Genomic DNA, 26,213 nt, shown 5'->3' with positions numbered 1-26,213 from the left:
GCGCGTCCCGTCACGGTCCGCCCGACCCCGGATCGGCGGCGGCCGCCTCGGGGGTGTCGAGGTAGTAGTGCTTCAGGAGGTAGAGCGCCGCGCCGTTGAGCGGCCCGTTCTCCGTGGTCACCGCCAGGAGCTCGGCGCCGGGCCCGAACCCGCACACGACCCAGCGCTGGCGCGCGGCCCGGGTCGCCGGCCCGGTCACGGCGTAATCGACCCGCAGGTCGTCGGGCGTCGGTCCCGTACCGATCCGCAGGATTTTGGGAATGGTGCCCGCGGGCGCGAGGGCCGGCACCGCCCGGCGGCAGGCTGTGGCCCGCTGGCGGTCGACGGAACTCTCGCAGGCCGCGAGGGCGAGGAGCGCGAGGAGCCCGAACCTGGCCCGCTTCACGCCCCGGCGCGGAGCCGCTCGGCGACGAGGGGCGCGTAGTAGGTGAGCACACCGTCGGCGCCCGCGCGCTTGAACGCCAGGAGGCTCTCGACCATGGCGCGGTCGCCGTCGAGCCAGCCGTTGCGGGCGGCGGCCTCGATCATCGCGTACTCGCCCGACACCTGATAGGCGAAGGTCGGCACGCCGAATTCGTCCTTCACCCGGCGGATGATGTCGAGGTAGGGCAGGCCGGGCTTCACCATCACCGAATCGGCGCCCTCGGCGAGGTCGAGGGCGACCTCGCGCAGGGCCTCCGACGAGTTGCCGGGGTCCATCTGGTAGGTGCGCTTGTCGCCGACCAGAGCCGCCTGGGTGCCGATGGCATCGCGGAACGGCCCGTAGAAGGCGCTCGCGTACTTGGCCGCGTAGGCCATGATCTGCACATCGCGAAACCCGGCCTTGTCGAGGCCGGTCCGGATGGCGCCGACACGCCCGTCCATCATGTCGGAGGGGGCGATGATGTCGGCGCCCGCCTCCGCCTGGATCAGGCTCTGCTCGACGAGGAGCGCCACGGTCTCGTCGTTGAGGATGGCGCCGTCCTGGAGCAGGCCGTCATGGCCGTGGCTGGTGTAGGGATCGAGGGCGACGTCGGTCATGAGGCCGAGTTCGGGCACGGCCCGCTTCACCGCCCGCACGGCCCGGCACACGAGGTTTTCGCAGTTGAGGGACTCGGAGCCGGTGGCGTCGCGCAGGGCCGGTTCGGTGTAGGGAAAGAACGAGATCGCCGGGATGCCGAGGCGCGCGGCGCGCTCGGCCGCGCGCACGATCTCGTCGACGCTCAGGCGCTCCACGCCCGGCATCGACGCGATGGGCTCGCGCCGGCCGCTGCCCTCGATGACGAAGAGCGGCCAGATCAGGTCGTCCACCGTCAGGGTATGCTCGCGCACGAGGCGGCGCGACCACGCGGCCTTGCGGTTGCGGCGCGGACGCTGGGTGATGCCGAGGCCGCCCGAGGGACGGGCACTCTCCGCCGCGGCTTCGACGGCGAGGGGACGCGGGGTCGGCAGTTCGTCGGGCATGATCTTCGGACTCGCGGCATCGCCGGGCTTGTCGGGTCCCGTGATCTATCACAATCGCAAGTCCCGACAATTCGAGCCCGCCGCCGCAGGCCGATCCGACGCAGGGATCGTGCGGGAGATTGACGGGCCGGGCCGAAACTTCGTCTAAGCGACCCATCCTGGGACGGAAGGCGGGCGATGGCGGGCGGGCAAGCGGACAGGCAAGCGGACAGGCAAGACGAAGACATCCTGTTCGCGCGCCGCGGCGCGGTCGGCCTCGTGACCCTGAACCGGCCGCGCGCCCTCAACGCCCTGTCCCTGGCGATGATCGCCGCGCTGCACGCGCAGCTGCGGGCCTGGGAGACCGACGCGGCGATCACCCGGATCGTCCTGCGCGGCACCGGCGGCCGGGCCTTCTGCGCCGGCGGCGACGTCCGCGCCCTCCACGCCCTGGCCAAGGCCGGCCGGCATGCGGAGGTCGACGCCTTCTGGCACGGCGAGTACGGCCTCGACGCCTGTATCCAGGCCTACCCCAAGCCCATCGTCTCCCTCATCGACGGGCTCTGCATGGGCGGCGGCAACGGCCTCTCCCTGCATGGCAGCCACCGGGTGGCGGCGGAGGGCTACCGCTTCGCCATGCCCGAGGTCGGCATCGGCTTCTTCCCCGATGTCGGCATGACCTACGCCCTGCCGCGCCTGCCCGGCCGGACCGGCACCTACCTGGCGCTCACCGGCGCCACCCTCGGGCCGGGCGACGCCCTCGCCCTGGGACTCGCCACCCATCACGCCCCCGCCGGGCGGTTCGACGCCATCGTGGCCGACCTCGCCGGGGGCGGCGCCATCGACGCCGTGCTGGCCGGGCATGCGGAGCCGCCGCCGCCCACGGGACCCGTCACGGCCGAGCGCGCCGTCATCGATGCCTGCTTCGGCGAACCCGGCGTCGCCGACATCCTCGCCCGCCTCGACGGCGCGGCGGGCTCCGGGTTCGCCGCCGACACCGCCGCCCTCCTGCGCACGCGCTCGCCCACCAGCCTGTGCATCGCCCACGCGCAGATGCAGCGCGGAGCGACCATGACCTTCGCGCAGGCCATCGCCGTCGAGACCCGTCTCGCCGCGTGGCTGATGGACGGCCACGATTTCTTCGAGGGCGTGCGCGCGGCCCTCATCGACAAGGACGGCGCCCCCGCCTGGAGGCCCGCGACCCTGGAGGCCGTCGACCACGCGGCCATCGCGCGGATGTTCGAGGCCCCGTTCGCGGCAACCGGCGGCCCCGCGCCGCGCTCCGACACATGAGGACAGGTGCGTGCGCAGTTTGACGAAGGTGGGCGCCAACCGGCGCGCGGGCGAGGGCGGCGGCGACCGCATCGAGCGGTCGCCGCGCCCGAACCAGACCGGCTGGGACGTGGTGCTGGTGTGGTTCATGCGCGCCACCGCCCTGGTCTGGCTCGCCAAGGCGGTGGCGACCTGGGCGTCGATCCTCGACGTGCTGCCCGGCGCCCGGCCGTTCGAGGCCGAGCCGGTCACCCGCCAGACCGTGATCGTCTACTTCGCCGTCATCGACGCCATGGCGGCCGTGGGCCTGTGGCTCACCAGCGCCTGGGGCGGCGTGGTCTGGCTGCTCGCCGCCACCAGCGCCCTGACCCTGGCGATCCTCACCCCGCATCTGCTGCCGATGTCGTTGCCCTACCTTGGACTACAGGCAAGCATCGTGGTGATCTACTTCATCCTGTCCTGGCTGGCGGCGCGGGAAATCCGGTGAACGGAGCCTTACCACAATCGTTTCATCTTGCATTTACCCATAGAGGTAAATCGCAAATTCATCCTATCGCTTAAACCGTCTTTCATCCGTGGCGCCTAGGTTGGGTTCATGAGCGGTGGCGAAGAACACCGGCCCTGCAACCCGAAGATCTGACGAGGCCCGCGATGAAGTCCCAGGCAGCCAAGGTTATCGAGACGAACACTGCGCCCGAGACCGGCACCGTGCACGGCTCGTACCTCGAAGCCCTCCACCTCGTGGAGCGCCTGCACCGCCGCCTCCTCGACGTGATCAAGGACGAGTTCGAGCGCCGCGACCGCGAGGACGTCAACAGCGTCCAGGCCCTGCTGCTCTACAACATCGGCGACAAGGAGCTCACCGCGAGCGAGCTGCGCACCAAGGGCTACTACCTCGGCTCCAACGTCTCCTACAACGTCAAGAAGCTCGTCGAGGCCGGCTACCTCCACCACGCCCGCTCGACCACGGACCGCCGCTCCGTCCGCATCAGCCTCACCGACAAGGGCCGGCAGATCCACGACATCATCCAGGGCCTTTACGACAAGCACGCCCGCACCATCCAGCCCATCGGCGGCATCTCGGACGACGATTTCGGCCGCATGAACGTCGCGCTGGGCCGCCTCGAGCGCTTCTGGACCGACCAGATCCGCTACCGCCTTTAACGACGGAGCACGCTTCTCCATCGGCCGCGCCGTCGGGCGAGCGCCACGGGCCCCGTCGCTCGGAAGGCGACCGAGTTCCTACATCCGCTCAGTGGCTGTTTTCGAAAGTCACACTGGGGTGGCGCGAGATGCACCAGGGCTCCCTCTCCTGGAAGGAGAGGGTTGGGGTGAGGTGTGCGAATTCTCCGAAAAGGTCACACACCTCACCCTGTCCCTCTCCTTCCAGGAGAGGGGACCTGCGCCCTCTCCGGATGTGCTTCACCGGACGAATCCAGAGACCTCGATCGCCACGCGAAAAGGCCCGGACGGGATGCCGTCCGGGCCTTTTCGCGTTCGGGGCGGCGCAACGAAAAAGGGGCGCCACCCTTGCGAGCAGCACCCCTTTCCAGGCGACAACCTTCTAAGCAACTATCGCTTAGTTGAAGGTGTCGATCTCGGCGGACTCGTAGCTGGTGACTTCCATGCCGACGCAGATTTCCTGGACGATGGGGGCGGACCACTTCATGGTGTTTCTCCTGAGATTGAGGTTGGTTGGCTTGCGCTGACGTCCCGGGGGACGCCGATCCCTTAGTTGAAGGGATCGATTTCTGCCGACTCGTAGCTGGTGACTTCCATGCCGACGCAGATTTCTTGAACGACGGGGGCGGACCACTTCATGGCGAAACTCCTTCGTGTTCGACGCCCCTGATATGTCGATACATTGGGCACAACACAAGTGGGCGCTACACTTATATTTCTCATAGGACTGGGCGGGGGACCGGAATCCGGTGGATCGGCGCGGCCGGTCCGGGCCCTCGCCCCGTCCCGGTGATATGGTTCCACAACGCGGCGCGCGCCGATCCGTTCGCCTTTCGGGGGTGACGGGCCGTCGAAGCACCTGGCGAAGCACCTGGCGAAGCACCTGGCGAAGCACCTGGCGAAGCACCTGGCGAAGCACCTGGCGAAGCACCTGGCGAAGCACCTGGGAAGCACCTGGCGAAGCACCTGGCGAAGCACCTGGCGAAGCACCTGGCGAAGCACCTGGCGAAGCACCTGGCGAAGCACCTGGCGAAGCACCTGGAATGCCTGGCCGATTCGGCTTGACGCGCGCGTGCCGGAGGCGCACCCACGCGCCGCCCGGTCTCCCGGGCACCCCTCAAGTCAGCCGATGCCCAGCGATACTCCCCGACGATCCACGCCCTGCGCGGCCGCGGGCGCGACCCGTCCGACCCCCTGACGCGGGATCTTGGGCGGCGCCCCGCCCCGGCCGTCCATGGCTCCATGCCCCCGGCCCTCGGCTTCAGGCCCCCGGCCGTGCGCCCCCGCGCGAGGTGAGCCCATGAACGCGACCGTTCCGTTTCCGGCCAAGATCGATCCCTCGGTCCTGGCCGCCCGCCTGTCGGACGAGCGCGCGCCCGACATCGTCGAGGCCCTCAACGCGGAGGCGCCCGAGGTCGCCGCCGCGATTCTCCTCGGCCTGCCGCACGAGCGCGCCGTCGAGGTCCTCGACCAGCCCGAACTCGACGACGCCGCCGACATCATCGAGATGCTGCCGCGCGACCGGGTCGCCTCCTACCTCTCGGGCATGTCGGCCGACCGCATCACCGACCTGTTCCGCGAGATCGAGGAGCCCGGACGCTCGGACCTCCGCGCCCGCCTCGATGCCGAGACCCGCGGCGCCGTCGATCGCCTCAGCGCCTACGGCGAGGAGAGCGTCGGCTCCCTGATGACCACGGAATTCGTCACCGTGCCGGGCGACTGGACCATCCGCCAGACACTCGACCACGTCCGCCAGGTCGAGAAGACCCGCGAGACCATCTACTCGATCTTCGTCCTCGATCCCCGCACCCGGGCCCTGACCAAGGCGGTGCCCCTGCGCCGCCTCATCTCGGGCGACCCCGACGACAACGTGCTCTCCGTCGCCCCGGGCCGGCGCCCGCTGGCGGTCTCGCCCACCGCGAGCCGCGAGGAGGCCGCGCGCCTCATCTCCAAGTACGATCTCCTGGCGCTCCCCGTCATCGACGCCGTCGGCCACCTCATCGGCATCGTCACCGTCGACGACATGATCGACGCCATGGTGGAGAAGCAGACCCAGGACGTGCAGCGCTTCGGCGGCATGGAGGCCCTGCCCGAGCCCTACATGGAGATCGGCTTCTTCACGATGATCCGGAAGCGGGCCGGCTGGCTCTGCGCCCTGTTCCTCGGCGAGATGATGACCGCCACGGCCATGCAGGGCTTCGAGGGCGAGCTGGAGAAGGCCATCGTCCTGACCCTGTTCATTCCCCTCATCATGAGTTCGGGCGGCAACTCGGGCAGCCAGGCGACCTCCCTGCTCATCCGTGCCCTGGCGCTGCACGAGATCCGCCTGCGCGACTGGTGGCGGGTGGCGATCCGCGAGGTGCCCACGGGCCTCGTCCTCGGGACGATTCTGGGCGTCATCGGCATCGTCCGCATCGTCGTCTGGCAGAAGACCGGCCTGTACGATTACGGGGTGCACTGGCCCCTGGTGGCCGCGACGGTGGGCGCGGCGCTGGTCGGCATCGTCACCTTCGGCTCGCTCACGGGCTCGATGCTGCCGTTCCTGCTCCAGCGCCTCGGCTTCGATCCGGCCACGGCCTCGGCGCCGTTCGTCGCCACCCTCGTCGATGTCACCGGGCTGGTGATCTACTTCTCCGTGGCGATGCTGATCCTGAAAGGGACGCTCCTGTGACAAACGCCGCCGGATGAACTTCCGGTGACGCGGGGTCGCATTGCAAAAAATTGCCGGAGGGTGCTTGCCTCCGGCGGGCTGACTTTCCTTCGAAAGCCTCTAATGTCCCGCCCGGCCACGGCGCGCCCCGCGCGCCCCGGCCGTGCCCGTATCCCCGGCTCGGAGTCCGACACTTGGCGAACCACGCGGCTACCCCCTCGGCCACCACGGCCGTCAATGCCGACGGCACCGTACCCGGGACGGACGGCACGCGGCGCGACTTCATGTTCCTCGCCACCGGCGCGGCGCTGGCCGTCGGCACCGGCGCCCTGGTCTGGCCCTTCGTCGCCTCCATGGCGCCCGATGCCGAGACCATCGCGGCGGGCGCCCCCCTCGAGGTCGACCTGTCGCCGATCCAGGAAGGCCAGATCGTCAACGTGTTCTGGCGCGGCAAGCTCATCTTCGTGCGTCACCGCACCGAGAAGGAGATCAAGGAGGCCGCCGCCGTCCCGATGAAGGACCTCATCGATCCGCAGGCCGACGCCGCCCGGGTGAAGGAGGGCCACGCCAAGTGGCTCGTGGTCTACGGCAACTGCACCCATCTCGGCTGCGTCCCCATCGGCCACCAGGGCCAGTACGAGGGCTGGTCGTGCCCCTGCCACGGCTCCCTCTACGACACCTCCGGCCGCGTGCGCCGCGGTCCCGCCCCGACGAACCTTCCGGTTCCGCCCTACGCCTTCGAGACGGATGCCAAGATCCGCATCGGCGAAGAGGGCGGCAAGGCCGCGGCCTGAGGAAGGGCGACGGGATTTCATGCAACAGTCTTCGAAGCGGGTAGCCCCATGAGCGCACACGCCAACACCTACGTTCCCAAGAGCCGCGTGGCGAAGTGGTTCGAATCGCGGCTGCCCCTGGTCGGGCTGGTCCACTCGTCGTTCGTCGCCTTCCCGGTGCCGCGCAACCTCAACTATTTCTGGACCTTCGGCGCGATCCTCATCGCCATGCTGATGTCGCAGATCGTCACCGGCATCTGGCTGGCGATGCACTACGACCCGTCGGCCGCCAACGCGTTCAACTCCGTCGAGCACATCATGCGCGACGTGAATTACGGCTGGCTCCTGCGTTACATGCACGCCAACGGCGCGTCGATGTTCTTCGTCGCCGTCTACATCCACATGTTCCGGGCGCTGTATTACGGCTCGTACAAGGCCCCGCGCGAAATCCTCTACATCCTCGGCGTGATCATCTACCTCCTGATGATGGCCACCGCCTTCCTCGGCTACACCCTGCCGTGGGGCCAGATGAGCTTCTGGGGCGCCACCGTCATCACCAGCATCCTGGGTGCCATCCCCATCGTCGGCGAGACGGTGCAGAGCCTGCTCTGGGGCGGCTACTCGGTGGGCAGCCCGACCCTCAACCGGTTCTTCTCGCTCCACTACCTGCTGCCGTTCATGATCCTCGGCGTCGTCGTGCTCCACGTCTGGGCCCTGCACGTCACCGGCCAGAACAACCCCGCCGGCATCCCGATCAAGTCGAGCAAGGACGCGGTGCCGTTCACGCCCTACGCCACGGTCAAGGACGTGTTCGCCACCGTCGTGTTCGGCATCTTCTTCGCCTACTGGATCTTCTACCAGCCGAACTACCTCGGCCACGCCGACAACTACGTCCCGGCCAACGCCGCCGTGACCCCGGCCCACATCGTGCCGGAATGGTACTTCCTGCCGTTCTACGCGATCCTGCGCGCGGTGCCGGACAAGCTCGGCGGCGTGATCCTGATGTTCAGCGCCGTGATCATCCTCGCCTTCGCGCCGTGGCTCGACACCTCGCGGGTGCGCTCGGCCAATTACCGCCCGATCTACCGTCAGTTCTTCTGGCTGTTCGTCGTGGTCACGGTTCTGCTCGGCTGGCTCGGCGCCAAGCCGCCGGAGGGCGGCTACGTCATCGCCGCCCGCCTGTGCACGGCCTACTACTTCCTCCACTTCCTCGTCGTGATGCCCCTCGTCGGCCTCTTCGAGACGCCCGACCGCCTGCCGGACTCGATCCTCGAGAGCGTCACCGGTCCGGGCAAGCAGGTCTCCGGGTCCGGCATGCCGGCCGGGGCCGCGGCCGCACCGCAGTCCAAGGGTTGAGGGCAGGGGACTTTTGAGAACCATGAAAACCACCCGCCTCCTCGCCGCGACCCTCGTCGCGGCCACCCTCAGCGTCACCCTGGCCTCGGCGGAGGAGGAGCACGGCGCTCCCCAGCCGCCGCGCCAGGCGTGGAGCTTCGCCGGCATGTTCGGCCGCTTCGACCAGGCCCAGCTCCAGCGCGGCTTCCAGGTCTATCGCGAGGTCTGTTCGAGCTGCCACGGCATGAGCCTCGTCCGCTTCCGCAACCTCGCGGAGCCGGGCGGCCCCGGCTTTTCCGCCAGCCAGGTCAAGGCGCTCGCCGCCGAGTACAAGGTCAAGGAACAGAACGATTCCGGCGAGGACGTCGATCGGCCGGCCCGGGCCGCCGACGCCTTCCCGTCGCCGTTCCCCAACGAGAAGGCCGCCGCCGCCGCCAACGGCGGCAAGGCCCCGCCGGACTTCTCGGTGCTGGCCAAGGCCCGTACCTTCGAGCGCGGCTTCCCGAAGTTCCTCACCGATGCCCTGCCCATCGTCGGCTACACCGAGCACGGCGTCGACTACATCCACGCGGTGCTCGACGGCTACGAGGACCCGCCGGCCGGCAAGGAGGTCCCCTCGGGCACGTACTGGAACAAGTACTATCCCGGCCACCTCATCGCGATGCCGAAACCCTTGAGCGACGGTCAGGTCACCTACGCCAAGACCGACAAGGGCGAGCCGGTGGTGCCGGAGACGGTCAGCCAGTACGCGACCGACGTCGCCGCGTTCATGGCCTGGACCGCCGAGCCGCACATGATGGCGCGGAAAGCCCTGGGCCTGCGGGTGATCCTGTTCCTCATCGTGCTCTCGGGCCTGCTCTACTACGTCAAGAAGAAGATCTGGGCGAAGGTCGGCGGCGAGGTCCACGGCCTCCAGCCGGAACTGCACAAGACCTACTGAACCGATCGGACCCGACCGAGCCGATCGAACGCGGCGGGGCTCGACACGGGCGCCGTCCTCACCGAAACACCACAGCGCCGGCGTCCCACACGGGGGCGACCGGCGCTGAGTTTATGGAGCGACGGATGACGCAAGCGGTGCTCGGCGTGATGGGCGGCTCGGGGGTCTACGACCTGCCGGGCCTGGAGGATGTTCGCGAAGAGGCTGTGCGGTCCCCCTGGGGCGAGCCCTCGGACGCCCTGCGCATCGGCCGGATCGGCCGGACCAAGGTGGTGTTCCTCGCCCGCCACGGACGCGGCCACCGCCTGTCGCCCACCGGCATCAACTACCGCGCCAACATCGACGCGATGAAGCGGGCCGGCGTCACTGACCTCGTCTCGCTCTCCGCCTGCGGCTCGTTCCGCAGCGAGCTCCATCCCGGCCTGTTCGTCCTCGTCGACCAGTTCGTCGACCGCACCCATGGCCGCGAATCCTCGTTCTTCGGCAACGGCTGCGTCGCCCACGTGTCCCTGGCCCACCCCATCGGCCCGGCCCTGCAGGGGCGGATCGCCGACGCGGCCCAGGCGGAGGAGATCGCGGTCCATCGCGGCGGCACCTACGTCTGCATGGAAGGCCCGCAATTCTCGTCCTACGCCGAGTCCACCACCTACAAGGCGCAGGGCTACGACGTCATCGGCATGACCAACATGCCCGAGGCCAAGCTCGCCCGCGAGGCCGAGATCACCTACGCCACCATCGCCATGGTGACGGATTTCGACTGCTGGCATCCGGGCCACGACGCCGTCGACGTCGCCGCCGTGGTCGCCGTGGCCCGCGCCAACGCCGACAAGGCCGCCCGCCTCGTCGCCCGCCTCGCCCGCGATTTCCCGGAGGCGCGCGAGGCCTGCCCCGTCGGCTCCGACCGGGCCCTCGACGGCTCCATCATGACCGCCCCGGCCCAGCGCGATCCGGCCCTGCTCACCAAGCTCGACGCCGTCGCCGGCCGCGTCCTGAACGGGTGATGCTCGGGTTCCCTCTCCTGGAAGGAGAGGGACAGGGTGAGGTGTGGGACTTATTCGGAGAGTTCACGACCCTCACCCCAACCCTCTCCCAAACAGGAGAGGGGGTCCGTCGCGCTTCGTGCCGACGCGTCGTGGCTTTCGAAAGCAGCCGCCGGGCGGTGGCGTGGATGTCGTAGCTTTTAACGGGAGGGGACCCGCGCTCGATATCGAGCTTGAGGGACAGACGGGATCGGCCGAGCGAATGGCCCGGAAACCGAGTGAATCGCGGGCCCGCTCCCTTCACAGGCGGGCCCCGTTGGCACTAGAAGGCGGGCTCGACCCCGGAATTCGACCGCACAAGAGCAAATTTCAGGCATGCGCGCCGCCAGCATCGACCGCCGCACGGCGGAGACCGACGTCCACGTGGCGGTCAACCTCGACGGGACCGGCCGCGCCACCATCGCGACGGGCGTCGGCTTCCTCGACCACATGCTCGAATTGATGGCGCGCCACGCCCTGTTCGACATCGAGGTCTCGGTCACCGGCGACCTCCACGTCGATCAGCACCACACCACGGAGGATGCCGGCATCGCGCTCGGCCAGGCCTTCGCCCAGGCGCTGGCCGACAAGAGCGGCATCGCGCGCTACGCCGACATCCACCTGCCCATGGACGAGGCCCTGACGCGGGTCGCGGTCGACATTTCCGGCCGGCCGTTCCTCGTGTTCCGCACCGCCTTCAAGGTGGAGAAGATCGGGCAGTTCGACACCGAACTCGTGCGCGAGTGGTTCCAGGCCTTCGCCATGAACGCCGGGATCACGCTCCACGTCGAGACCCTCTACGGCGACAACGCCCACCACATCGCCGAGAGCTGCTTCAAGGGTCTGGCCCGCGCCTTGCGGCAGGCCGTCGCCGTCGATCCGCGCGAGGGCGGCCGCGTTCCCTCGACCAAGGGCTCGCTCTGACTGAACGGGGTCGCACGAGAGGACACGCCATGCGCACCTACACGCTGCACCTCGATCGGGACGCCCTCGCGGGCGAGGTTCACGGACTCGAGCGCGCGCACCTCGTGCCCGACGGCTTCTCGTGGGCGGCCTTCGCCTACGGGCCCCTGTGGTTCCTGTTTCATCGCCTGTGGCTCAGCGCGCTGGGCGTCCTCGCCCTCCTGGCCGCCACGGCCTATCTCGGCCACGCGGCCGCGCTGAACCCGGTCGCCGGCTTCGTCGTCGCCTTGCTCGTGCAGCTGCTCGTCGGCCTCGAAGCCTCGTCCCTGCGGCGCTGGACCTATGCCCGCCGGGGCCGCCCGGTGCGGGATGCCGTGCTGGCGGGCAGCCTCGAAGAGGCCGAGATGAAGGCCGCCGCCCGCTGGCTCGACGGCACCGCCCCGGCGCGCCCGACGCTGGCGCCCTACGCCAACGCCCCGTCCCGCACGGGCGAGGCCGCCATCGGCATGTTCCCGTTCAGCGAGGGCCGGCGGTGACGCCCGAGACCGTCGCGATCATCGATTACGGCTCGGGCAACCTGCATTCGGCGGCCAAGGCCTTCGAGCGCGCCGCCCGCGAGGCCGGCCTCGACAGCCGCATCGTGCTGACGTCGGACGCCGAGATCGTGGCGAGCGCCGACCGCGTCGTGCTGCCGGGCGTCGGCGCCTACGCCGATTGCCGCGCCGGCCTCGATGCCGTGCCCGGCATGGTCGCGGCCATGACCCACGCGGCCAAGGTCCGGGCCCGTCCGTTCCTCGGCATCTGCGTCGGCATGCAGCTCCTGGCCACCCGCGGCCTCGAATACGCGACGACGCCGGGCCTCGACTGGATTCCCGGCGATGTCGGCCCGATCCGCCCCGCCGATCCGGCGCTCAAGGTGCCGCATATGGGCTGGAACACCCTGACGGCCGACCGCGACCACGCGCTGCTCGCCGGTATTCCCCTCGGCGAGGACGGCCTGCACGCCTACTTCGTCCACAGCTTCGCCCTGCAGCCGTCGCATCCCGCCGACACGGTGGCCCACAGCGATTACGGCGGGCCCGTCACCGCCATGGTGGCGCGGGACAACGTCGCCGGCACGCAGTTCCACCCCGAGAAGAGCCAGCATCTCGGCCTCGCCCTCCTGGCGAATTTCCTGGCATGGCGGCCGTAGGCCCCCACCCCGCCCAACGTACAGCCCGAAAGCGAACCGACGCGTGATCCTGTTCCCGGCCATCGATCTCAAGGAAGGGCGCTGCGTTCGCCTCGTGCAGGGCGACATGGCCCAGGCCATCGTGTTCAGCGACGATCCGGCCGCCCAGGCCGCCGTGTTCGAGGAACAGGGCTTCCCCTGGCTGCACGTGGTCGACCTCGACGGCGCCTTCGCGGGCGCGCCGATGAACGCCGACGCCGTCGACGCGATCCTGGCCCGGACCAAGCTGCCGGTGCAGCTCGGCGGCGGCATCCGCGAGATGAAGACCCTGGAGGCGTGGCTCGCCAAGGGGGTCAGCCGGGTCATCATCGGCACCGCCGCCGTCCGCGACCCCGCCTTCGTCCACGAGGCGGCGCGGCTCTATCCCGGAAAGATCGCCGTGGGCATCGACGCCAAGGACGGCCGCGTCGCCGTCGAGGGCTGGGCCACCACGTCGAGCATGACCGCCGAGGAACTCGGGCGCCGGTTCGAGGATGCCGGGGTCGCGGCCCTGATCTACACGGACATCGCCCGCGACGGCATCCTCAAGGGCCTCAACATCGAGATGACCCTCGGCCTCGCCCGCGCCGTCACCATCCCGGTGATCGCCTCGGGCGGCCTCGCCTCCATCGACGATGTCCACCGCCTTCTCGAGCCCGACTGCGCCCTGCTCGCCGGCGCCATCACGGGCCGCGCCCTCTACGACGGCCGCATCGACCCGCGGGAGGCGCTGGCCGCCATCGCCAGGGCGAAGGGTCAGACACCCGGCGGCCGGGCGGCCTGACCGCACCGCGACCGCGAAAGGGACTTTCGTGCTCAAGACCCGCATCATCCCCTGCCTCGACGTCAAGGACGGCCGCGTGGTCAAGGGCGTGCAGTTCCTCGAACTGCGCGACGCCGGCGATCCCGTGGAGGCGGCCAAAGCCTACGACGCCGCCGGGGCCGACGAGCTCTGCTTCCTCGATATCACCGCGAGCCACGAGGACCGCGGCACGCTCCTCGACGTGGTGAGCCGCACGGCGGAGGCCTGCTTCATGCCGCTCACCGTCGGCGGCGGCATCCGCACGGTGGCGGACATCCGCACCCTGCTGCTCGCCGGGGCCGACAAGGTTTCCATCAACACCGCCGCCGTCGCCGATCCCGACTTCGTCGCGCGGGGGGCGGAAAAGTTCGGCAGCCAGTGCATCGTCGTCGCCATCGACGCCAAGCGCACCTCCGCGCCGGGCGAGCCTGAATCCTGGCAGATCTTCACCCATGGCGGGCGCAAACCCACGGGCCTCGACGCCATCGCGTTCGCCCGCACGGTGACGGTGCGCGGGGCCGGCGAGTTGCTCGTCACCTCCATGGACCGCGACGGCATGCGCTCGGGCTACGACCTGGCGCTCACCCGCGCCATCGCCGATGCCGTGAGCGTACCGGTGATCGCGTCGGGCGGGGTCGGCGGCCTCGACGACCTCGTGGCCGGGGTCCGCGACGGCCATGCCAGCGCCGTGCTCGCCGCCTCGATCTTCCATTTCGGGCAGCACAGCGTGGCCGAGGCCAAGGCCCACATGGCGGCGGCGGGCCTGTCCATGCGCCGCGACGCTTGACGCCGGGTCCGGAAGCGGGTTTGCCCCATGATCAGAAATGCCGCCGCCCCCGCCGGGTGGCACGATAAGTCCGGACCGCCGGACTCCAGGACCGTATGACCCAGTTCACCCTCGCCGACCTGGACGCCCTCGTGGCGGACCGCGCCAAGGCCCCGGCCGACCAATCCTACACCGCCAAGCTCCTGTCCGGGGGTCCGGCGAAACCGGCGAAGAAGCTCGGCGAGGAAGCCGTCGAGGCCGCCATCGCCGCGGTGCAGGGCGACCATGACGGCCTGGTGAGCGAGGCGGCGGACGTGCTCTACCACCTCGTGGTGCTCCTGCGCGCCGGCGGCGTCGCCCTCGACGAGGTGATGGCAGAGCTCGAACGGCGCACCGCCCAGAGCGGCATCGCCGAGAAGGCCGCCCGGAGGCACACGTGACCGGGGCCGCCGTCGCGGCGCCGCACCCGGAACGCGACCCCGCCATCGGGCAGGACCCCGTCACCGGCCTCGGGCCCGAGCGGCTCTCGCCCTACCGCCTGTTCGCCCGCGAGGAGTGGGCGCAGCTGCGCGCCGACACGCCCCTCACCCTCACCGCCGAGGACGTGACGCGCCTGCAATCCCTCAACGACCCGATCTCGGTGGAGGAGGTCGAGGCGATCTACCTGCCCCTGTCGCGCCTGCTCTCCCTCTACGTCGCGGCGACGCAGGGGCTGTTCAAGGCGACCCAGCGCTTCCTCATGGCTGAGCGCGAGGCCAAGGTGCCGTACATCATCGGGGTGGCCGGCTCCGTGGCGGTGGGCAAATCCACCACGGCGCGGGTGCTCAAAGCCCTGCTGGCGCGCTGGCCCAACACCCCGAAGGTCGATCTCATCACCACGGACGGCTTCCTGCTGCCCAACGCCGAACTCCGGGCCATGGGCGCCATGGAGCGCAAGGGGTTTCCGGAGAGCTACGACACGGCGGCACTCCTGCGCTTCCTCACGGACATCAAGGCCGGCAAGAAGCAGGTGGCCGCCCCCCTGTACTCCCACCTCGTCTACGACGTGGTGCCGGGGGAGGAGCGGGTGGTGGATTCCCCCGACATCCTCATCGTGGAGGGCCTCAACGTGCTGCAGCCGGCGCGCCTGCCCCGCGACGGCACGGCGATCCCGTTCGTGTCCGACTTCTTCGACTTCTCGATCTACCTCGACGGCCACGAGGACGACCTGCACCGCTGGTACGTCAACCGCTTCCTGCGCCTGCGCCAGACGGCGTTCCGCGATCCCCTGTCCTACTTCCGGCGCTACGCCGAGGTGACGGAGACCGAGGCCCTCGAGATCGCCGACACCCTGTGGACGACCATCAACCTGCCGAACCTGCGCGACAACATCCTGCCGACCCGCCAGCGCGCGAGCCTGATCCTCGCCAAGGGCGCCAGCCACCGCATCGAGAGCGTGGCGCTGCGCCGGCTGTAGGGTTCGGGCCGAGACGCCCGGCGCGTCTGCCTCATATTGCTGCGGGCGGACCGCCTGAGGCGATTGGCCCCGTGGGGCACAACTGTTAGATCTCCCGCCACGACCCGTGGCGGTGGAGACGACGATTTCCGATCAAGCGTGGGCAACCGGCCTCGGCCTCGTTGCCGTCCTCGTCCTCGTCCTGGCCAACGGGTTCTTCGTGGCCGCCGAGTTCGCCCTCGTCTCGGTCCGCAGGAGCAGGGTGTCGGAACTCGTCACCGAGCGCCGGACCAACGCCACCGCCCTGCAGCGCGCCACCGACCAGCTCGACGCGCACCTGGCCGCGACGCAGCTCGGCATCACCATCTCGTCCCTGGCGCTCGGCTGGGTCGGCGAGCCGGCCCTGGCCCACCTCATCGAGCCGCTGCTGGCCTGGCTGCCGTCCTCCGTGAGCGCGGTCGCCACCCACACCATCGCGGTGGCGATCTCGTTCGTCATCATCACGGCCCTGCACATCGTGCTCGGCGAGCTCGCCCCGAAAAGCCTCGCCCTCCAGCGCAGCGAGCGCACGGCGCTCGCCGTGGTCCGGCCGCTGAGCCTGTTCCTGTTCGTGTTCCGCCCGGCGATCCTGTTCCTCAACGGCCTCGGCAACGGCGTCGTGCGCCTGTGCGGCCTCAAGGCCGGGCACGGCGAGGGCTCCCTGCACTCGACGGCGGAACTGAACCTCCTGATCCAGGCGAGCCAGGAGGCCGGCCTCATCCGCGAGGCGCAGCAGGAGGCGGTGGAGCGCATCTTCTCCATCGGCGAGCGCAAGGTCCGCGACATCATCACGCCGCGCCACGAGGTCGAGTGGGTCGATGCCGACGACGACCGCGAGGCGATCCTGAAGGCCGTGCGCGAGTGCGACCACGCCCAGATCGTGGTCAGCCGGTCCCAGGTCGACGAGATCGTCGGCGTCGTGCGCAAGCAGGACCTGCTCAACCAGGTCCTCGACGGCGGCACCATCGACGTCCTGGCCGCGACCCAGCCGCCCACCGTCGTCCACGAGAGCCTGTCGATCCTCGCCGTCCTGGAGATCTTCCAGGCCCAGCCCGTGCGCATGGCCATCGTGGTGGACGAGTACGGCAGCCTCGAGGGCATCGTCACCCAGACCGACCTGCTCGAGGCCATCGCGGGCGACATCCCGGAGATCGGCGACGAGCCGGCGGTGGTCGAGCGCGGGGACGGCTCCCTGCTCATCGACGGGATGATGCCGGCCGGTCAGGCCTTCGAGCGCCTCGCCTTCGTCGAGCGGCCGGACACCGAGGACTTCGCCACCCTGGCGGGCTTCGTCATCTTCCAGCTCGGCCGCATCCCGTCCGCCGGCGACCATTTCGAGACCCACGGCTGGCGCTTCGAGGTCGTCGACATGGACGGACGCCGCGTCGACAAGGTGCTGGCGACGCCCATTCCCGCCTGACGGGGCGGACCGGGCGGGCCCCCTCGGCCGCGCCGGGTTCGACGGCGCGTGCCCGTTCCGTCTCGGCTCCCACGCTTCGGATCGCGGCGTCGCGGCGGGCTGAACGCCTTCCATGCCGAACGATCGCGGGCGGTCAGCCGACTTCGTCGGACTCCGAATCGCCGGGGCGGCGCAGGGTTTTGCCGCGGCGCCCCGATCCGGAGCGATTCGGCGCAGGGTCGGTTTCGCCCCCCCGAAGGCCGCAGGCCGGCCCGGGCGCCGCCGGGCGAGGGCGGGGCACGCCGGCGGCGAATCCGCGAGCGCGCGGCCGATTCCCCCATCCGACGGGTTCCGGACATCATCGCCCCCCTGCCATCGAACACGTCGTTCAAGCGACACCATCGGCGATTCTGAGGGTTTTCGGCTCGAAGAGCGCAACGATTCCGCGGAAATGAGCCGGACGGAGCGCGGACCGCCGCGCCGGCCGGGCCGCCGCGCCGTCCGCATTGATCCAAAAACCCGCTTCGTTTCAGATATTTAGCCGCCCAACCTGCGTTGCAACGCCGCAACACGGCGGGGGAGTTGCGCGCGCGATCACGTTTTCGTGTTGCCCCCTCGAACAGGCTTGCACAAAGTCAGTAAGCACTGGGCAAAATCCAGTGCAACACCGTGCAAACAGGCTAAAATGCCTGACATTTACAAATACAAAGACGACAAAGGTCGGTGTCCTTCGGACCGCTATCTCTGAAGTCGCCTATCCCCTGGGTTTCGAAGATTTTGGAGATATCAATGAAGCTCCTGAAGAGCTCGCTCCTCGCGTCCGCCGCATTTCTTGCAGCCGTCGCTGGAGCACAGGCCGCCGATCTTCCGATCAAGAAGGCCGCCCCCATCGAATACGTCCGCGTCTGCTCCGCCTACGGTAACGGCTTCTTCTACATCCCCGGCACCGATACCTGCATCCGGCTTTCGGGGCGCGCCCGCTTCGAGGTCGGCTATGCACAGACGGACAGCCGCACCGGCGGCAGCGGCGACACCACCGGCTACCGCGGCCTGGCCCGGATCAACGTCGATGCCCGCACGCAGACCGCCTACGGCACCCTGCGCGCCTTCACCCGCCTCGAATTCGCCTCCCGCACCGGCTCCACGCAGGGCATCCGCTCGGGCACCCAGGAGCGCATCGGCAACGCCTTCCAGGCCCTCGGCCAGGATCAGGTCGGCCGCGTCCAACAGTTCGTGAGCACCGAGAAGGCGTTCATCCAGTTCGCCGGCCTCACCGCCGGCCGCGCCTCGTCGTTCTTCGACTTCTACGCCCACGACTTCGAGATCATGGGCGGCACGGGTGGTTCGGACCTCGCCTCGACCAACCTGCTCGCCTACACGACGAAGCTCGGCACCGGCGGCCTCTCGGCAACAATCTCCCTCGAAGATCCCAGCTTCCGCCGCAACACCATCTTCTCGCAGGAGGCGCAAACCTCCCCGGCGCCCCAGCGCGTCCTGATCAGCACCGATGCCTTCGGCCGCCCGGTCTTCGGCGCCGTCGACGTGTCCCAGCGCAACCGCGTCCCCGACTTCGTCGGTGTCCTGCGCTACGACGCCGCCTGGGGTTCGGCCCAGCTCTCGGCCGCCGCCAAGGAGCTGAACACCGCCAACTTCATCCAGGGCTACGCAACACCATCTACTCGCAGGAGGCCACCACCTCCCCGGCGCCGCAGCGCGTCCTGATCAGCACCGACGCCTTCGGCCGCCCGGTCTTCGGCGCCGTCGACGTGTCCCAGCGCAACCGCGTCCCCGACTTCGTCGGTGTCCTGCGCTACGACGCCGCCTGGGGTTCGGCCCAGCTCTCGGCCGCCGCCAAGGAGCTGAACACCGCCAACTTCATCCAGGGCTACGCCGCGGGTGCTCCCCCGTCCGGCGTGCCCATCGCCAACTTCGCCGGCTTCACCCAGCGCCCCGCCTCCGAGTTCGGCTGGGCCGTTCAGGGCGGCGTGAAGATCAATCTGCCGTTCATCGCCCCCGGCGACACCCTCTACCTCCAGGGCGCCTACGGCGAGGGCGCGACCCTCTACACCGGCTACTCCGCGTACAACGGCTCCTACTCCTCGCGCACCAGCACCATCAACGGCGCCGCCTTCGACCCCTACATGTCGGATGCGACCCTCAACCCGCTCACGGGCAAGATCGAGCTCTCGACCTCGTTCACCGTCGTCGGTTCGTTCCTGNGGCGCCGCCTTCGACCCCTACATGTCGGATGCGACCCTCAACCCGCTCACGGGCAAGATCGAGCTCTCGACCTCGTTCACCGTCGTCGGTTCGTTCCTGCACTACTGGTCGCCCCAATGGCGTTCGGCCGTGTTCTCCAGCTACGGCGAATTGAAGTTCGCCCCCGGCGCCCGTGCCGGCAACGCCCTCGCCTACGCGACGGGCGCCGCCGGTGGCAGCGCGGCCGCCGTCAATGCCCTGGCGGGTTCGCAGTTCACCGGCGTCGTCGGCCAGACCTCGTTCGGCGTCAGCCCGGTCCTGCGCGACACCTATCAGATCGTCGCCGGCGCCAGCCTGATCTGGTCGCCCGTCAAGGATCTCGATATCGGCGTCGAGGGCCTCTACACCAAGGTCGGCGTCCAGAGCGGCCGCGTCGTCGATCAGACCCGCTCGCGCGGTGCCGTCACGGCGGCAAACATCGCCAACGGCAACGTCAAGACGGTCACGGCCGACGACACCTACCAGCTGCGCATGCGCATCCAGCGCGACTTCTGAGGCGACGCGAACCGGTCGGGTGTCGCCGGGATACCCGACCGTTCACGAAGGCCGTCGCGACCCTGCTGTCCGTGCCTCGAGCGACGCCCGGCGAGACGGTGCCGGCCCGGCATTCCGTCCACAGGCCGCCGCCAGCCGGGCGGGACGGGCGGCGGCCCCGGATCGGAGTTCGCGGGGCTCGCACACCCGAACCGAGGGTCTTCAGAAATAATCCCGCCCCTGCCTATGAATACATCGTTCAATATACCAAACGGGCACATTCAGCCGTTTTCACGCCGAAACGTGGAATCATTTTGCCGAAATGGGCGGAAACGCAGCACAGTCCGACCGACTGGGCGGAGCGGGGCGGGGCCGGCCGTCGCCCGGAAATCGTGCTCTTCCTCATACGCTTAGCCGCCTGTGCAACGTTGCACCGCCGCAACACGGGGGCGGAACCGCAGTACCGATCACGTTTTCGAGTTGCCCGACGGAACCGGCTCGCACAGAGTGACTGGGCACTGGGGGCATCGCCAGCGCAACACTTCTGCAAACCAGCGAAAACGCTCGGCTGTTGAAAGATAAGGACGACACGGGTCGGGTTCCTTTCGGATCATCGTGCCTGCAGTCGTCCATCCCTCGGGTCTCGAAGCTTTTGGAGATATCAATGAAGCTCTTGAAGAGCTCGCTTCTTGCCTCTGCTGCGGGTTTCGCAGCCGTTGCCGGAGCACACGCAGCCGACCTCCCGGTCAAGAAGGCTGCCCCCATCGAATACGTCCGCGTCTGCTCCGCCTACGGCGCCGGCTTCTTCTACATCCCCGGCACCGATACCTGCATCCGTCTCTCGGGCCGCGCGCGCCTCGAAATCGGCTACCAGCAGCAGGACAGCCGCTCCGGCAGCAACGGCGACACCACCGGCTACCGCGGCCTGGCCCGTATCAACGTCGACGCCCGCACGCAGACCGCCTACGGCACCCTGCGCGCCTTCACCCGCCTCGAATTCGCCTCCCGTACCGGTTCGACCCAGGGCCTGCGCTCGGGCACCCAGGAGCGCATCGGCAACGCCTTCGGCGCCACCGGTCAGGATCAGTTCGGCCGCGTCCAGCAGTTCGTGAGCACCGAGAAGGCGTTCATCCAGTTCGCCGGCCTCACCGCCGGTCGCGCCTCGTCGTTCTTCGACTTCTACGCCCACGACTTCGAGATCATGGGCGGCACGGGTGGTTCGGACCTCGCCTCCACCAACCTGCTCGCCTACACCACCAAGCTCGGCACCGGCGGCTTCTCCGCCACGGTCTCGCTCGAAGATCCCAGCTTCCGCCGCAACACCATCTACTCGCAGGAGGCCACCACCTCCCCGGCGCCGCAGCGCGTCCTGATCAGCACCGACGCCTTCGGCCGCCCGGTCTTCGGCGCCGTCGACTTCGTCGGTGTCCTGCGCTACGACGCCGCCTGGGGTTCGGCCCAGCTCTCGGCCGCCGCCAAGGAGCTGAACACCGCCAACTTCATCCAGGGCTACTCGGCCGCTACCTTCGGCGCCCCGGCCGGCGTGCCCATCGCCAACTTCGGCGGCTTCACCGCCCGTCCCGCCTCCGAGTTCGGCTGGGCCGTTCAGGGCGGCGTGAAGATCAACATGCCGTTCATCGCCCCCGGCGACACCTTCTACCTCCAGGGCGCCTACGGCGAGGGCGCGACCCTCTACACCGGCTACTCCTCGTACAACGGGTCCTACGCCTCCCGCCCTACATGTCGGATGCGACCCTCAACCCGCTCACGGGCAAGATCGAGCTCTCGACCTCGTTCACCGTCGTCGGTTCGTTCCTGCACTACTGGTCGCCCGAGTGGCGTTCGGCGATCTTCGCCAGCTACGGCGAGCTGAGCTTCGCCCGCGGCGCCCGCTTCAACAACGCCCTGGCCTACGCCACCGCCACCGGCGCCCCCGGCGCCAGCGCCGCCACCGTCAATGCCCTCGCCGGCTCGCAGTTCACCGGCATCATCGGCACGCCGTCCTACAACGTCAGCCCCGTGCTGCGTGACACCTACCAGGTCGTCGCCGGCGCCAGCCTGATCTGGTCGCCCGTGAAGGATCTCGATATCGGCGTCGAGGGCCTCTACACCAAGGTCGGCGTCCAGAGCGGCCGGGTGGTCGATCAGACCCGCTCCAACGGTGCGGTCAACGCGATCAACCTCGCCAACGGCAACGTCAAGACGGTGACCGCCGACGACACCTACCAGATGCGCATGCGCATCCAGCGCGACTTCTAAGTCGACGCCGACCGGTCGGGTGTCGTCGCGACATCCGACCGGTGGAGACCATTCGAGCTTCGAGACCTGTGAACTGGCCCGGCTGCGAAGCCGGGCCTTTTTGCGTCGGTCATCCCCGCCGACGGCAAATGCATATCCGGCGGCGGCACGTGCATTGCTAGTCGGACCCCGGCGCGCGAGCCCCCGCGCATTCCTCGCGATGCGTGGAAAACACCGATTGCGTCGGTGAGCACCGCCGCTAACTTGCTATAGGTACCTTGAGCGATGGCCGTCGCGGCGATCGCCCCCCGGAGTCAGCCTGCCCATGCGTTCGCGCCACTCAAGATCCGCCGTCACGGCGGCGTTCGTCGCCCTTGCGGTCTCGGCCACAGCCACGGGCGCCGCCCGGGCGGAGGACCTGACCGGGACCCTGAAGAAGATCAAGGAAACCAACCAGATCACCATCGGCTACCGCGACGCGTCGGTGCCGTTCTCCTACCTCGACAATGAGCAGAAGCCCGTCGGCTACGCCTTCGAGATCTGCAAGAAGGTCGCCGAGGCGGTGAAGGTCCACCTCAAGCTGCCGAACGTCGAGGTCAAGCTCAACCCGGTCACCTCCGCGACCCGCATCCCGCTCATCGCCAACGGGACCATCGACCTCGAGTGCGGCTCGACGACGAACAACCCCGACCGGCAGAAGCAGGCCACCTTCACCAACACCCACTTCCTCACGGCCACCCGCTTCGTGTCGAAGAAGACGGCCAAGCTCGACAAGCTCGCCGACCTCAAGGGCAAGACCGTGGTCTCGACCTCGGGCACCACCAACATCCGCCAGATCAACGAGGCCAACACCGCGGGCAACCTCGGCATGACCATCCTGCCGGCCAAGGACCACGCCGAGGCGTTCCTCATGGTCGAGACCGGCCGCGCCGTCGCCTTCGTGATGGACGACGTGCTCCTCGCTTCCCTGGCCGCCAGTTCCAAGGACCCGGGCGCCTACACCATCTCGAGCGAGGCCCTGTCGAAGCCCGAGCCCTACGGCATCATGCTGCGCAAGGACGACGCCCCGTTCAAGGCGGTGGTCGATGCCGCGACGGCCAAGCTCTACAAGAGCCCCGAGGGCAAGGCGCTCTACGACACCTGGTTCACCAAGCCGATCCCGCCCCGCGGCATCAACCTGAACCTGCCCATGAGCGAGGCCATGGTGAAGACCTTCGCCAACCCGAGCGACAGCCCCGATCCGGCCGCCTACTGAGGCCGACCGCCCGATCCGATGATTTGGGAAGGGGGCTCCGGCGAGGCCGGGGCCCCTTTTTCATGGTCGACCGACGATTCGATGGGCGCGAACTGCGAAAACCGGGCGTATCCTTGCGTGGATCGCCGCCGGCGAATCGACAGTGGGGAGACGTCCGTGAGGATCATCTGCACCCTTGCCGCCTGCTTCGGCGCGACATCTGCGTTTGCGCTCGAGCCACAGGATATCTCCGGCACCTGGAGACTTGCCGCGGCGACGCGAAAGCTCGTCGAGTCGAATGAGGTGATCGAGGCCTATGGTGGCCCTCGGCCCACTGGCTGGCTCACCTACGGCAAGGACGGGCGAATGACGGTCATCTGCGCCTTCGAAGGGCGCGCGAGGCCGGTCGCCAACGACAAGATGAGCGATGAGGACCGCATTCATTTGCACAAGACGTTCTTCGCTTACGCGGGCACGTATCGGATCGATGGAAACAAGGTGACCCACGACATCGATACGTCGTGGAACGAGGTCTGGTCGGGGACATCCCAAGTCAGGGACGTGGAGTACGACGGCAGGACGCTGACCCTCAAAACCCCGCCGTTCAAATTCAACGTCGACGGGAAGATGAGCGTCGTGACGCTCCTCTGGGAGCGCTATCCCTGACCGTCACCGCGGGACGGTGGCGCCCCGTGGGGTCAGCTCTGCCACACCCGGGGGAGGGGGACGCCCCGGTAGCCGACGAGGACGGCCTGAGCGAGCGCCCGCAGGGCCGCCGGGTCGGCCCCGAGGAAGCGCACCACGAGGTGGCCGTTCCAGGCGCTCGCCGCCGCCCCGACGCCGTCCCGCGCACCCGCTTCGAGCAGGGCCCGCATGGTTTCGAGGCGGCCTTCCGCGCCCGGCGACACGTCGACGAGGGTCGCCATCGCCCGCGCGTCGCCGCCGATGGCGGCCCGCCTTAGGGCGTCCGCGATCGCCCCGTCGAGGCGGATTGAATCGGCGTAGGCGAGGCGGCCGTCGCGGCGGATGCGCCAGTGGTCGTGGAAGCGCCCGTCGCGAATCCGCTCGCCCCGCGCCACCCGCCCGAAGGTCACGGCCTCGAAGGCGAGCAGGCCCGCATCCCCCGCGAGATCGACGGTGAGGCTGCGCCGGAGGCTGACCCCGTCGAACAGGATCGTCTCCTGCGGCAGGAAGGCGAGGTGGCCGCCCGCCGCCACCGCGGCCGTCGTTTCGATCACCGTGCCGGGTCCGTCCGAGCGGTAGACCTTCTCCGCCGCCGTGGTGGTGAGGACGAGGCCGGCGCCGGCGCCCACGGCGACGGACACGGTGAACCGGTCGCCGCAGGCGATGCCGCCGGCGCTGTTCAGGAGCACCGCCTCGCACGGCCCCGCCGGCCCGCGCGGCAGGCGCACGCGCAGGGGACCGGATTCGGCGATGTCGAGGATTCGGGTGTCGGCCCCCATCCGTCCGACGCGCAGGTGCACGCGCCCGTCCGAGCGCTGGCGCGTCGGCGGCATGGAACGGTCGGGGAGCGTCACGTCGGGGCGTGGAACGGCGCGCGCCGACACCTCACGCGCCGGTGGCCACGGGCCGCGCCGGGTCCGCGCCCCAGTCCGACCACGACCCGTCGTAGAGGGCGCGGGCGGGCCGGCCGAGGCTCTCCAGGGCCAGGGAGACGATGGCGGCGGTGACCCCCGATCCGCAGGTGGTGACCACGGGCCGGTCCGGATCGACGCCGTTCTCGGCAAACACCGCCCTCAGGGCGTCGGGGTCCTTGAGCCGTCCATCGGCCTGCAGCGCCGCGTAATGGACGTTCAGGGCCCCCGGCATGTGACCGGGGCGGACGCCGGGGCGGGGCTCCGCCTCCTCGCCGCGGAAGCGCGGAGCGGAGCGCGCGTCGACCACCTGGGCTGAGCCGGATTCGAGAGCGCGGGCAATGTCTTGCGCGTCCGCCACCGCGCCGTTGTCGAGGCGAGCGGTGAAGTGGCGGCGCTCGCGCGGCCGGCCCTCGCCGTCCTCGACCGCCCCGCCCGCCGCGACCCAGGCCGGAAATCCGCCCTCCAGCAGCGCCACGTCGCGCACGCCGAACACCTGCAGCATCCAGCGCACCCGGGGCGCCGAGAACAGTCCCATCCCGTCATAGACCACGATCTGCGCCCCATCGCTGACGCCGAGCGCCCGCATCCGCGCGGCAAAAACCTCCGGGCGCGGCAGCATGTGCGGCAGGCCCGAGGTCTCGTCGCTCATGGCGTCGATGTCGAAGCGGATGGCCCCCGGGATGTGCCCGGCCCGGTACTCCGCAGCCGCGTCGCGCCCCTGCGCCGGCAGGTACCAGGACCCGTCGAGGACGACGATGTCGGGGGCCTCGATCCGGACTTTCAGCCAATCCACGGTCACGAAAGGCGTCGTCGCCATGATGCTTGGGTCCATGCACGTGAGGGAGGCGCCACTGAACCATATCCCGGCGCATGTTGCATCCGCCGGGTGACTTGTATCGATCGGCCGGCAAGGGTGGAGGCGGACGGTCGGGAAACGCGCCTTTCGCGCGCCCGATCGCCACCGATGCCCTATGTGAGCCATCGCCCCATTCGAAAAGGCCGGAGCCGCCTCGCCCTTGACCCCACGCGAAACCTTCCACATCGAGATTCTCGGGCCCGACGAGCCCGGCGAGGACCCCGTGCGCCAGCGCGTCTCCGTCCGCGTCGGCAGCCTCGACGCGGCCATGGAGCGGGCCCTGGGCCTGTTCGCCCGGGCCCGCGCGCCGCAGCGCAGCGGCGGGCCGGCCGAAGCCGTGCGGGTCATCGACGGGGCCGGCACCGAGGTGTTCCGCCGAAGCCGCTTCGACGAGCCGGCCTGAGGCG

The 26,213-nt window shown here is 69.5% G+C and carries 25 protein-coding genes and 4 pseudogenes; 23 read left to right on the top strand and 6 right to left on the bottom strand.

Annotated features, from left to right (window positions below):
- Positions 1–10: 10 nt before the first annotated feature.
- Complete coding sequence (locus tag ASF28_RS12760) at positions 11–385, bottom strand: hypothetical protein (RefSeq protein ID WP_056092917.1); 375 nt, start codon at positions 383–385, stop codon at positions 11–13.
- The gene (gene hemB, locus ASF28_RS12755; RefSeq protein ID WP_056092913.1) at positions 382–1,443 is read right to left on the bottom strand and encodes a porphobilinogen synthase; all 1,062 of its coding nucleotides are present in this window, start codon (positions 1,441–1,443) and stop codon (positions 382–384) included. Before hemB ends, ASF28_RS12760 begins: the two co-directional genes overlap by 4 nt.
- A 177-nt stretch (positions 1,444–1,620) precedes the next feature.
- Between hemB and ASF28_RS12750 the strand changes: the two genes are divergently transcribed.
- The 3 genes from ASF28_RS12750 to ldtR all read left to right on the top strand — a co-directional run bounded on the left by ASF28_RS12750 (position 1,621) and on the right by ldtR (position 3,858).
- Positions 1,621–2,715 (top strand): enoyl-CoA hydratase/isomerase family protein, encoded by a 1,095-nt coding sequence (locus ASF28_RS12750; RefSeq protein WP_056092910.1) that lies wholly within the window; start codon positions 1,621–1,623, stop codon positions 2,713–2,715.
- Positions 2,716–2,725: 10 nt separating this feature from the next.
- Positions 2,726–3,181: a DUF6163 family protein gene (locus tag ASF28_RS12745; protein WP_056092908.1), complete on the top strand. Its 456-nt coding sequence runs from the start codon at positions 2,726–2,728 to the stop codon at positions 3,179–3,181.
- A 164-nt stretch (positions 3,182–3,345) separates the two neighbouring features.
- Positions 3,346–3,858: a transcriptional regulator LdtR gene (gene ldtR / locus ASF28_RS12740; protein WP_056092905.1), complete on the top strand. Its 513-nt coding sequence runs from the start codon at positions 3,346–3,348 to the stop codon at positions 3,856–3,858.
- Between the two features lie 415 nt (positions 3,859–4,273).
- Here the strand turns inward: ldtR and pqqA (ASF28_RS12735) are convergent, their stop codons facing one another.
- On the bottom strand, positions 4,274–4,363 hold the full coding sequence (gene pqqA / locus ASF28_RS12735; protein WP_056092902.1) for a pyrroloquinoline quinone precursor peptide PqqA: 90 nt from the start codon (positions 4,361–4,363) through the stop codon (positions 4,274–4,276).
- A 62-nt stretch (positions 4,364–4,425) separates the two neighbouring features.
- Positions 4,426–4,515, bottom strand: a complete 90-nt coding sequence (gene pqqA / locus ASF28_RS12730; protein WP_055952695.1) for a pyrroloquinoline quinone precursor peptide PqqA — start codon at positions 4,513–4,515, stop codon at positions 4,426–4,428.
- Between the two features lie 661 nt (positions 4,516–5,176).
- On the opposite strand from pqqA (ASF28_RS12730), the gene mgtE reads away from it, so the two are divergent.
- From mgtE to ASF28_RS12640, 19 genes and pseudogenes are all read left to right on the top strand, one after another.
- Entirely contained in the window at positions 5,177–6,547 is a 1,371-nt protein-coding gene (gene mgtE, locus ASF28_RS12725; RefSeq protein ID WP_056092899.1) for a magnesium transporter, read from the top strand.
- A gap of 173 nt (positions 6,548–6,720) precedes the next feature.
- Positions 6,721–7,320 (top strand): ubiquinol-cytochrome c reductase iron-sulfur subunit, encoded by a 600-nt coding sequence (petA, locus tag ASF28_RS12720; protein WP_082476538.1) that lies wholly within the window; start codon positions 6,721–6,723, stop codon positions 7,318–7,320.
- A gap of 48 nt (positions 7,321–7,368) precedes the next feature.
- Complete coding sequence (locus tag ASF28_RS12715) at positions 7,369–8,655, top strand: cytochrome b (protein WP_056092895.1); 1,287 nt, start codon at positions 7,369–7,371, stop codon at positions 8,653–8,655.
- Positions 8,656–8,677: 22 nt separating this feature from the next.
- The gene (locus ASF28_RS12710) at positions 8,678–9,574 is read left to right on the top strand and encodes a cytochrome c1 (RefSeq protein ID WP_056092892.1); all 897 of its coding nucleotides are present in this window, start codon (positions 8,678–8,680) and stop codon (positions 9,572–9,574) included.
- 125 nt (positions 9,575–9,699) lie between these two features.
- Complete coding sequence (locus tag ASF28_RS12705; RefSeq protein WP_056092889.1) at positions 9,700–10,575, top strand: S-methyl-5'-thioadenosine phosphorylase; 876 nt, start codon at positions 9,700–9,702, stop codon at positions 10,573–10,575.
- Positions 10,576–10,929: 354 nt separating this feature from the next.
- Positions 10,930–11,517 carry an imidazoleglycerol-phosphate dehydratase HisB gene (gene hisB / locus ASF28_RS12700; protein WP_056092886.1) on the top strand — a complete coding sequence of 196 codons (588 nt, stop codon included), beginning with the start codon at positions 10,930–10,932 and terminating at the stop codon, positions 11,515–11,517.
- A gap of 29 nt (positions 11,518–11,546) precedes the next feature.
- Positions 11,547–12,032, top strand: coding sequence for a DUF2628 domain-containing protein (locus tag ASF28_RS12695; RefSeq protein ID WP_056092884.1), 486 nt, complete (start codon positions 11,547–11,549; stop codon positions 12,030–12,032).
- Entirely contained in the window at positions 12,029–12,688 is a 660-nt protein-coding gene (gene hisH / locus ASF28_RS12690; RefSeq protein ID WP_056092881.1) for an imidazole glycerol phosphate synthase subunit HisH, read from the top strand. Before ASF28_RS12695 ends, hisH begins: the two co-directional genes overlap by 4 nt.
- Before the next feature lie 43 nt (positions 12,689–12,731).
- Positions 12,732–13,490: a 1-(5-phosphoribosyl)-5-[(5-phosphoribosylamino)methylideneamino]imidazole-4-carboxamide isomerase gene (gene hisA, locus ASF28_RS12685; protein ID WP_056092880.1), complete on the top strand. Its 759-nt coding sequence runs from the start codon at positions 12,732–12,734 to the stop codon at positions 13,488–13,490.
- A 28-nt stretch (positions 13,491–13,518) separates the two neighbouring features.
- Complete coding sequence (hisF, locus tag ASF28_RS12680; RefSeq protein WP_056092877.1) at positions 13,519–14,295, top strand: imidazole glycerol phosphate synthase subunit HisF; 777 nt, start codon at positions 13,519–13,521, stop codon at positions 14,293–14,295.
- A 95-nt stretch (positions 14,296–14,390) separates the two neighbouring features.
- The gene (locus ASF28_RS12675; RefSeq protein ID WP_056092874.1) at positions 14,391–14,714 is read left to right on the top strand and encodes a phosphoribosyl-ATP diphosphatase; all 324 of its coding nucleotides are present in this window, start codon (positions 14,391–14,393) and stop codon (positions 14,712–14,714) included.
- Positions 14,715–14,758: 44 nt separating this feature from the next.
- On the top strand, positions 14,759–15,730 hold the full coding sequence (coaA, locus tag ASF28_RS12670; protein WP_056094145.1) for a type I pantothenate kinase: 972 nt from the start codon (positions 14,759–14,761) through the stop codon (positions 15,728–15,730).
- Between the two features lie 124 nt (positions 15,731–15,854).
- Positions 15,855–17,168: a hemolysin family protein gene (locus ASF28_RS12665; protein ID WP_056094142.1), complete on the top strand. Its 1,314-nt coding sequence runs from the start codon at positions 15,855–15,857 to the stop codon at positions 17,166–17,168.
- 768 nt (positions 17,169–17,936) lie between these two features.
- Positions 17,937–18,809: pseudogene (locus ASF28_RS12660) on the top strand (porin); the annotation flags it as partial.
- A 101-nt stretch (positions 18,810–18,910) separates the two neighbouring features.
- Positions 18,911–19,366, top strand: a pseudogene (locus tag ASF28_RS23105) (porin); the annotation flags it as partial.
- A gap of 1 nt (position 19,367) precedes the next feature.
- Positions 19,368–19,901: pseudogene (locus ASF28_RS23100) on the top strand (porin); the annotation flags it as partial.
- A 643-nt stretch (positions 19,902–20,544) separates the two neighbouring features.
- Positions 20,545–22,139 (top strand): annotated as a pseudogene (locus tag ASF28_RS12650) (porin).
- A gap of 304 nt (positions 22,140–22,443) precedes the next feature.
- Positions 22,444–23,373 (top strand): transporter substrate-binding domain-containing protein, encoded by a 930-nt coding sequence (locus ASF28_RS12645; RefSeq protein ID WP_056092868.1) that lies wholly within the window; start codon positions 22,444–22,446, stop codon positions 23,371–23,373.
- Between the two features lie 156 nt (positions 23,374–23,529).
- Positions 23,530–24,018: a lipocalin-like domain-containing protein gene (locus tag ASF28_RS12640; protein WP_056092866.1), complete on the top strand. Its 489-nt coding sequence runs from the start codon at positions 23,530–23,532 to the stop codon at positions 24,016–24,018.
- 32 nt (positions 24,019–24,050) lie between these two features.
- Here the strand turns inward: ASF28_RS12640 and ASF28_RS12635 are convergent, their stop codons facing one another.
- Positions 24,051–24,869 carry an urease accessory protein UreD gene (locus ASF28_RS12635; RefSeq protein WP_056092863.1) on the bottom strand — a complete coding sequence of 273 codons (819 nt, stop codon included), beginning with the start codon at positions 24,867–24,869 and terminating at the stop codon, positions 24,051–24,053.
- A 52-nt stretch (positions 24,870–24,921) separates the two neighbouring features.
- Complete coding sequence (gene sseA / locus ASF28_RS12630) at positions 24,922–25,767, bottom strand: 3-mercaptopyruvate sulfurtransferase (protein ID WP_056094138.1); 846 nt, start codon at positions 25,765–25,767, stop codon at positions 24,922–24,924.
- A 199-nt stretch (positions 25,768–25,966) separates the two neighbouring features.
- On the opposite strand from sseA, the gene ASF28_RS12625 reads away from it, so the two are divergent.
- Positions 25,967–26,209 (top strand): hypothetical protein, encoded by a 243-nt coding sequence (locus ASF28_RS12625; RefSeq protein WP_056092860.1) that lies wholly within the window; start codon positions 25,967–25,969, stop codon positions 26,207–26,209.
- Positions 26,210–26,213: the final 4 nt, after the last annotated feature.

It is taken from the genome of Methylobacterium sp. Leaf99, assembly GCF_001422375.1.
Lineage (GTDB): Bacteria > Pseudomonadota > Alphaproteobacteria > Rhizobiales > Beijerinckiaceae > Methylobacterium.
This window is presented reverse-complemented; position numbering and strand designations above follow the sequence as displayed.

What these genes read in the sequence shown, in the direction of transcription:
- ldtR (WP_056092905.1), top strand. Translation starts at nt 3,346, where the DNA reads ATGAAGTCCCAGGCAGCCAAGGTTATCGAGACGAACACTGCGCCCGAG.
- ASF28_RS12715 (WP_056092895.1), top strand. Translation starts at nt 7,369, where the DNA reads ATGAGCGCACACGCCAACACCTACGTTCCCAAGAGCCGCGTGGCGAAG.
- ASF28_RS12705 (WP_056092889.1), top strand. Translation starts at nt 9,700, where the DNA reads ATGACGCAAGCGGTGCTCGGCGTGATGGGCGGCTCGGGGGTCTACGAC.
- ASF28_RS12695 (WP_056092884.1), top strand. Translation starts at nt 11,547, where the DNA reads ATGCGCACCTACACGCTGCACCTCGATCGGGACGCCCTCGCGGGCGAG.
- ASF28_RS12750 (WP_056092910.1), top strand. Translation starts at nt 1,621, where the DNA reads ATGGCGGGCGGGCAAGCGGACAGGCAAGCGGACAGGCAAGACGAAGAC.
- ASF28_RS12675 (WP_056092874.1), top strand. Translation starts at nt 14,391, where the DNA reads ATGACCCAGTTCACCCTCGCCGACCTGGACGCCCTCGTGGCGGACCGC.
- hisB (WP_056092886.1), top strand. Translation starts at nt 10,930, where the DNA reads ATGCGCGCCGCCAGCATCGACCGCCGCACGGCGGAGACCGACGTCCAC.
- ASF28_RS12635 (WP_056092863.1), bottom strand. Translation starts at nt 24,869, where the DNA reads ATGCCGCCGACGCGCCAGCGCTCGGACGGGCGCGTGCACCTGCGCGTC.
- hemB (WP_056092913.1), bottom strand. Translation starts at nt 1,443, where the DNA reads ATGCCCGACGAACTGCCGACCCCGCGTCCCCTCGCCGTCGAAGCCGCG.
- ASF28_RS12645 (WP_056092868.1), top strand. Translation starts at nt 22,444, where the DNA reads ATGCGTTCGCGCCACTCAAGATCCGCCGTCACGGCGGCGTTCGTCGCC.
- mgtE (WP_056092899.1), top strand. Translation starts at nt 5,177, where the DNA reads ATGAACGCGACCGTTCCGTTTCCGGCCAAGATCGATCCCTCGGTCCTG.
- pqqA (WP_055952695.1), bottom strand. Translation starts at nt 4,515, where the DNA reads ATGAAGTGGTCCGCCCCCGTCGTTCAAGAAATCTGCGTCGGCATGGAA.
- ASF28_RS12710 (WP_056092892.1), top strand. Translation starts at nt 8,678, where the DNA reads ATGAAAACCACCCGCCTCCTCGCCGCGACCCTCGTCGCGGCCACCCTC.
- pqqA (WP_056092902.1), bottom strand. Translation starts at nt 4,363, where the DNA reads ATGAAGTGGTCCGCCCCCATCGTCCAGGAAATCTGCGTCGGCATGGAA.
- sseA (WP_056094138.1), bottom strand. Translation starts at nt 25,767, where the DNA reads ATGGCGACGACGCCTTTCGTGACCGTGGATTGGCTGAAAGTCCGGATC.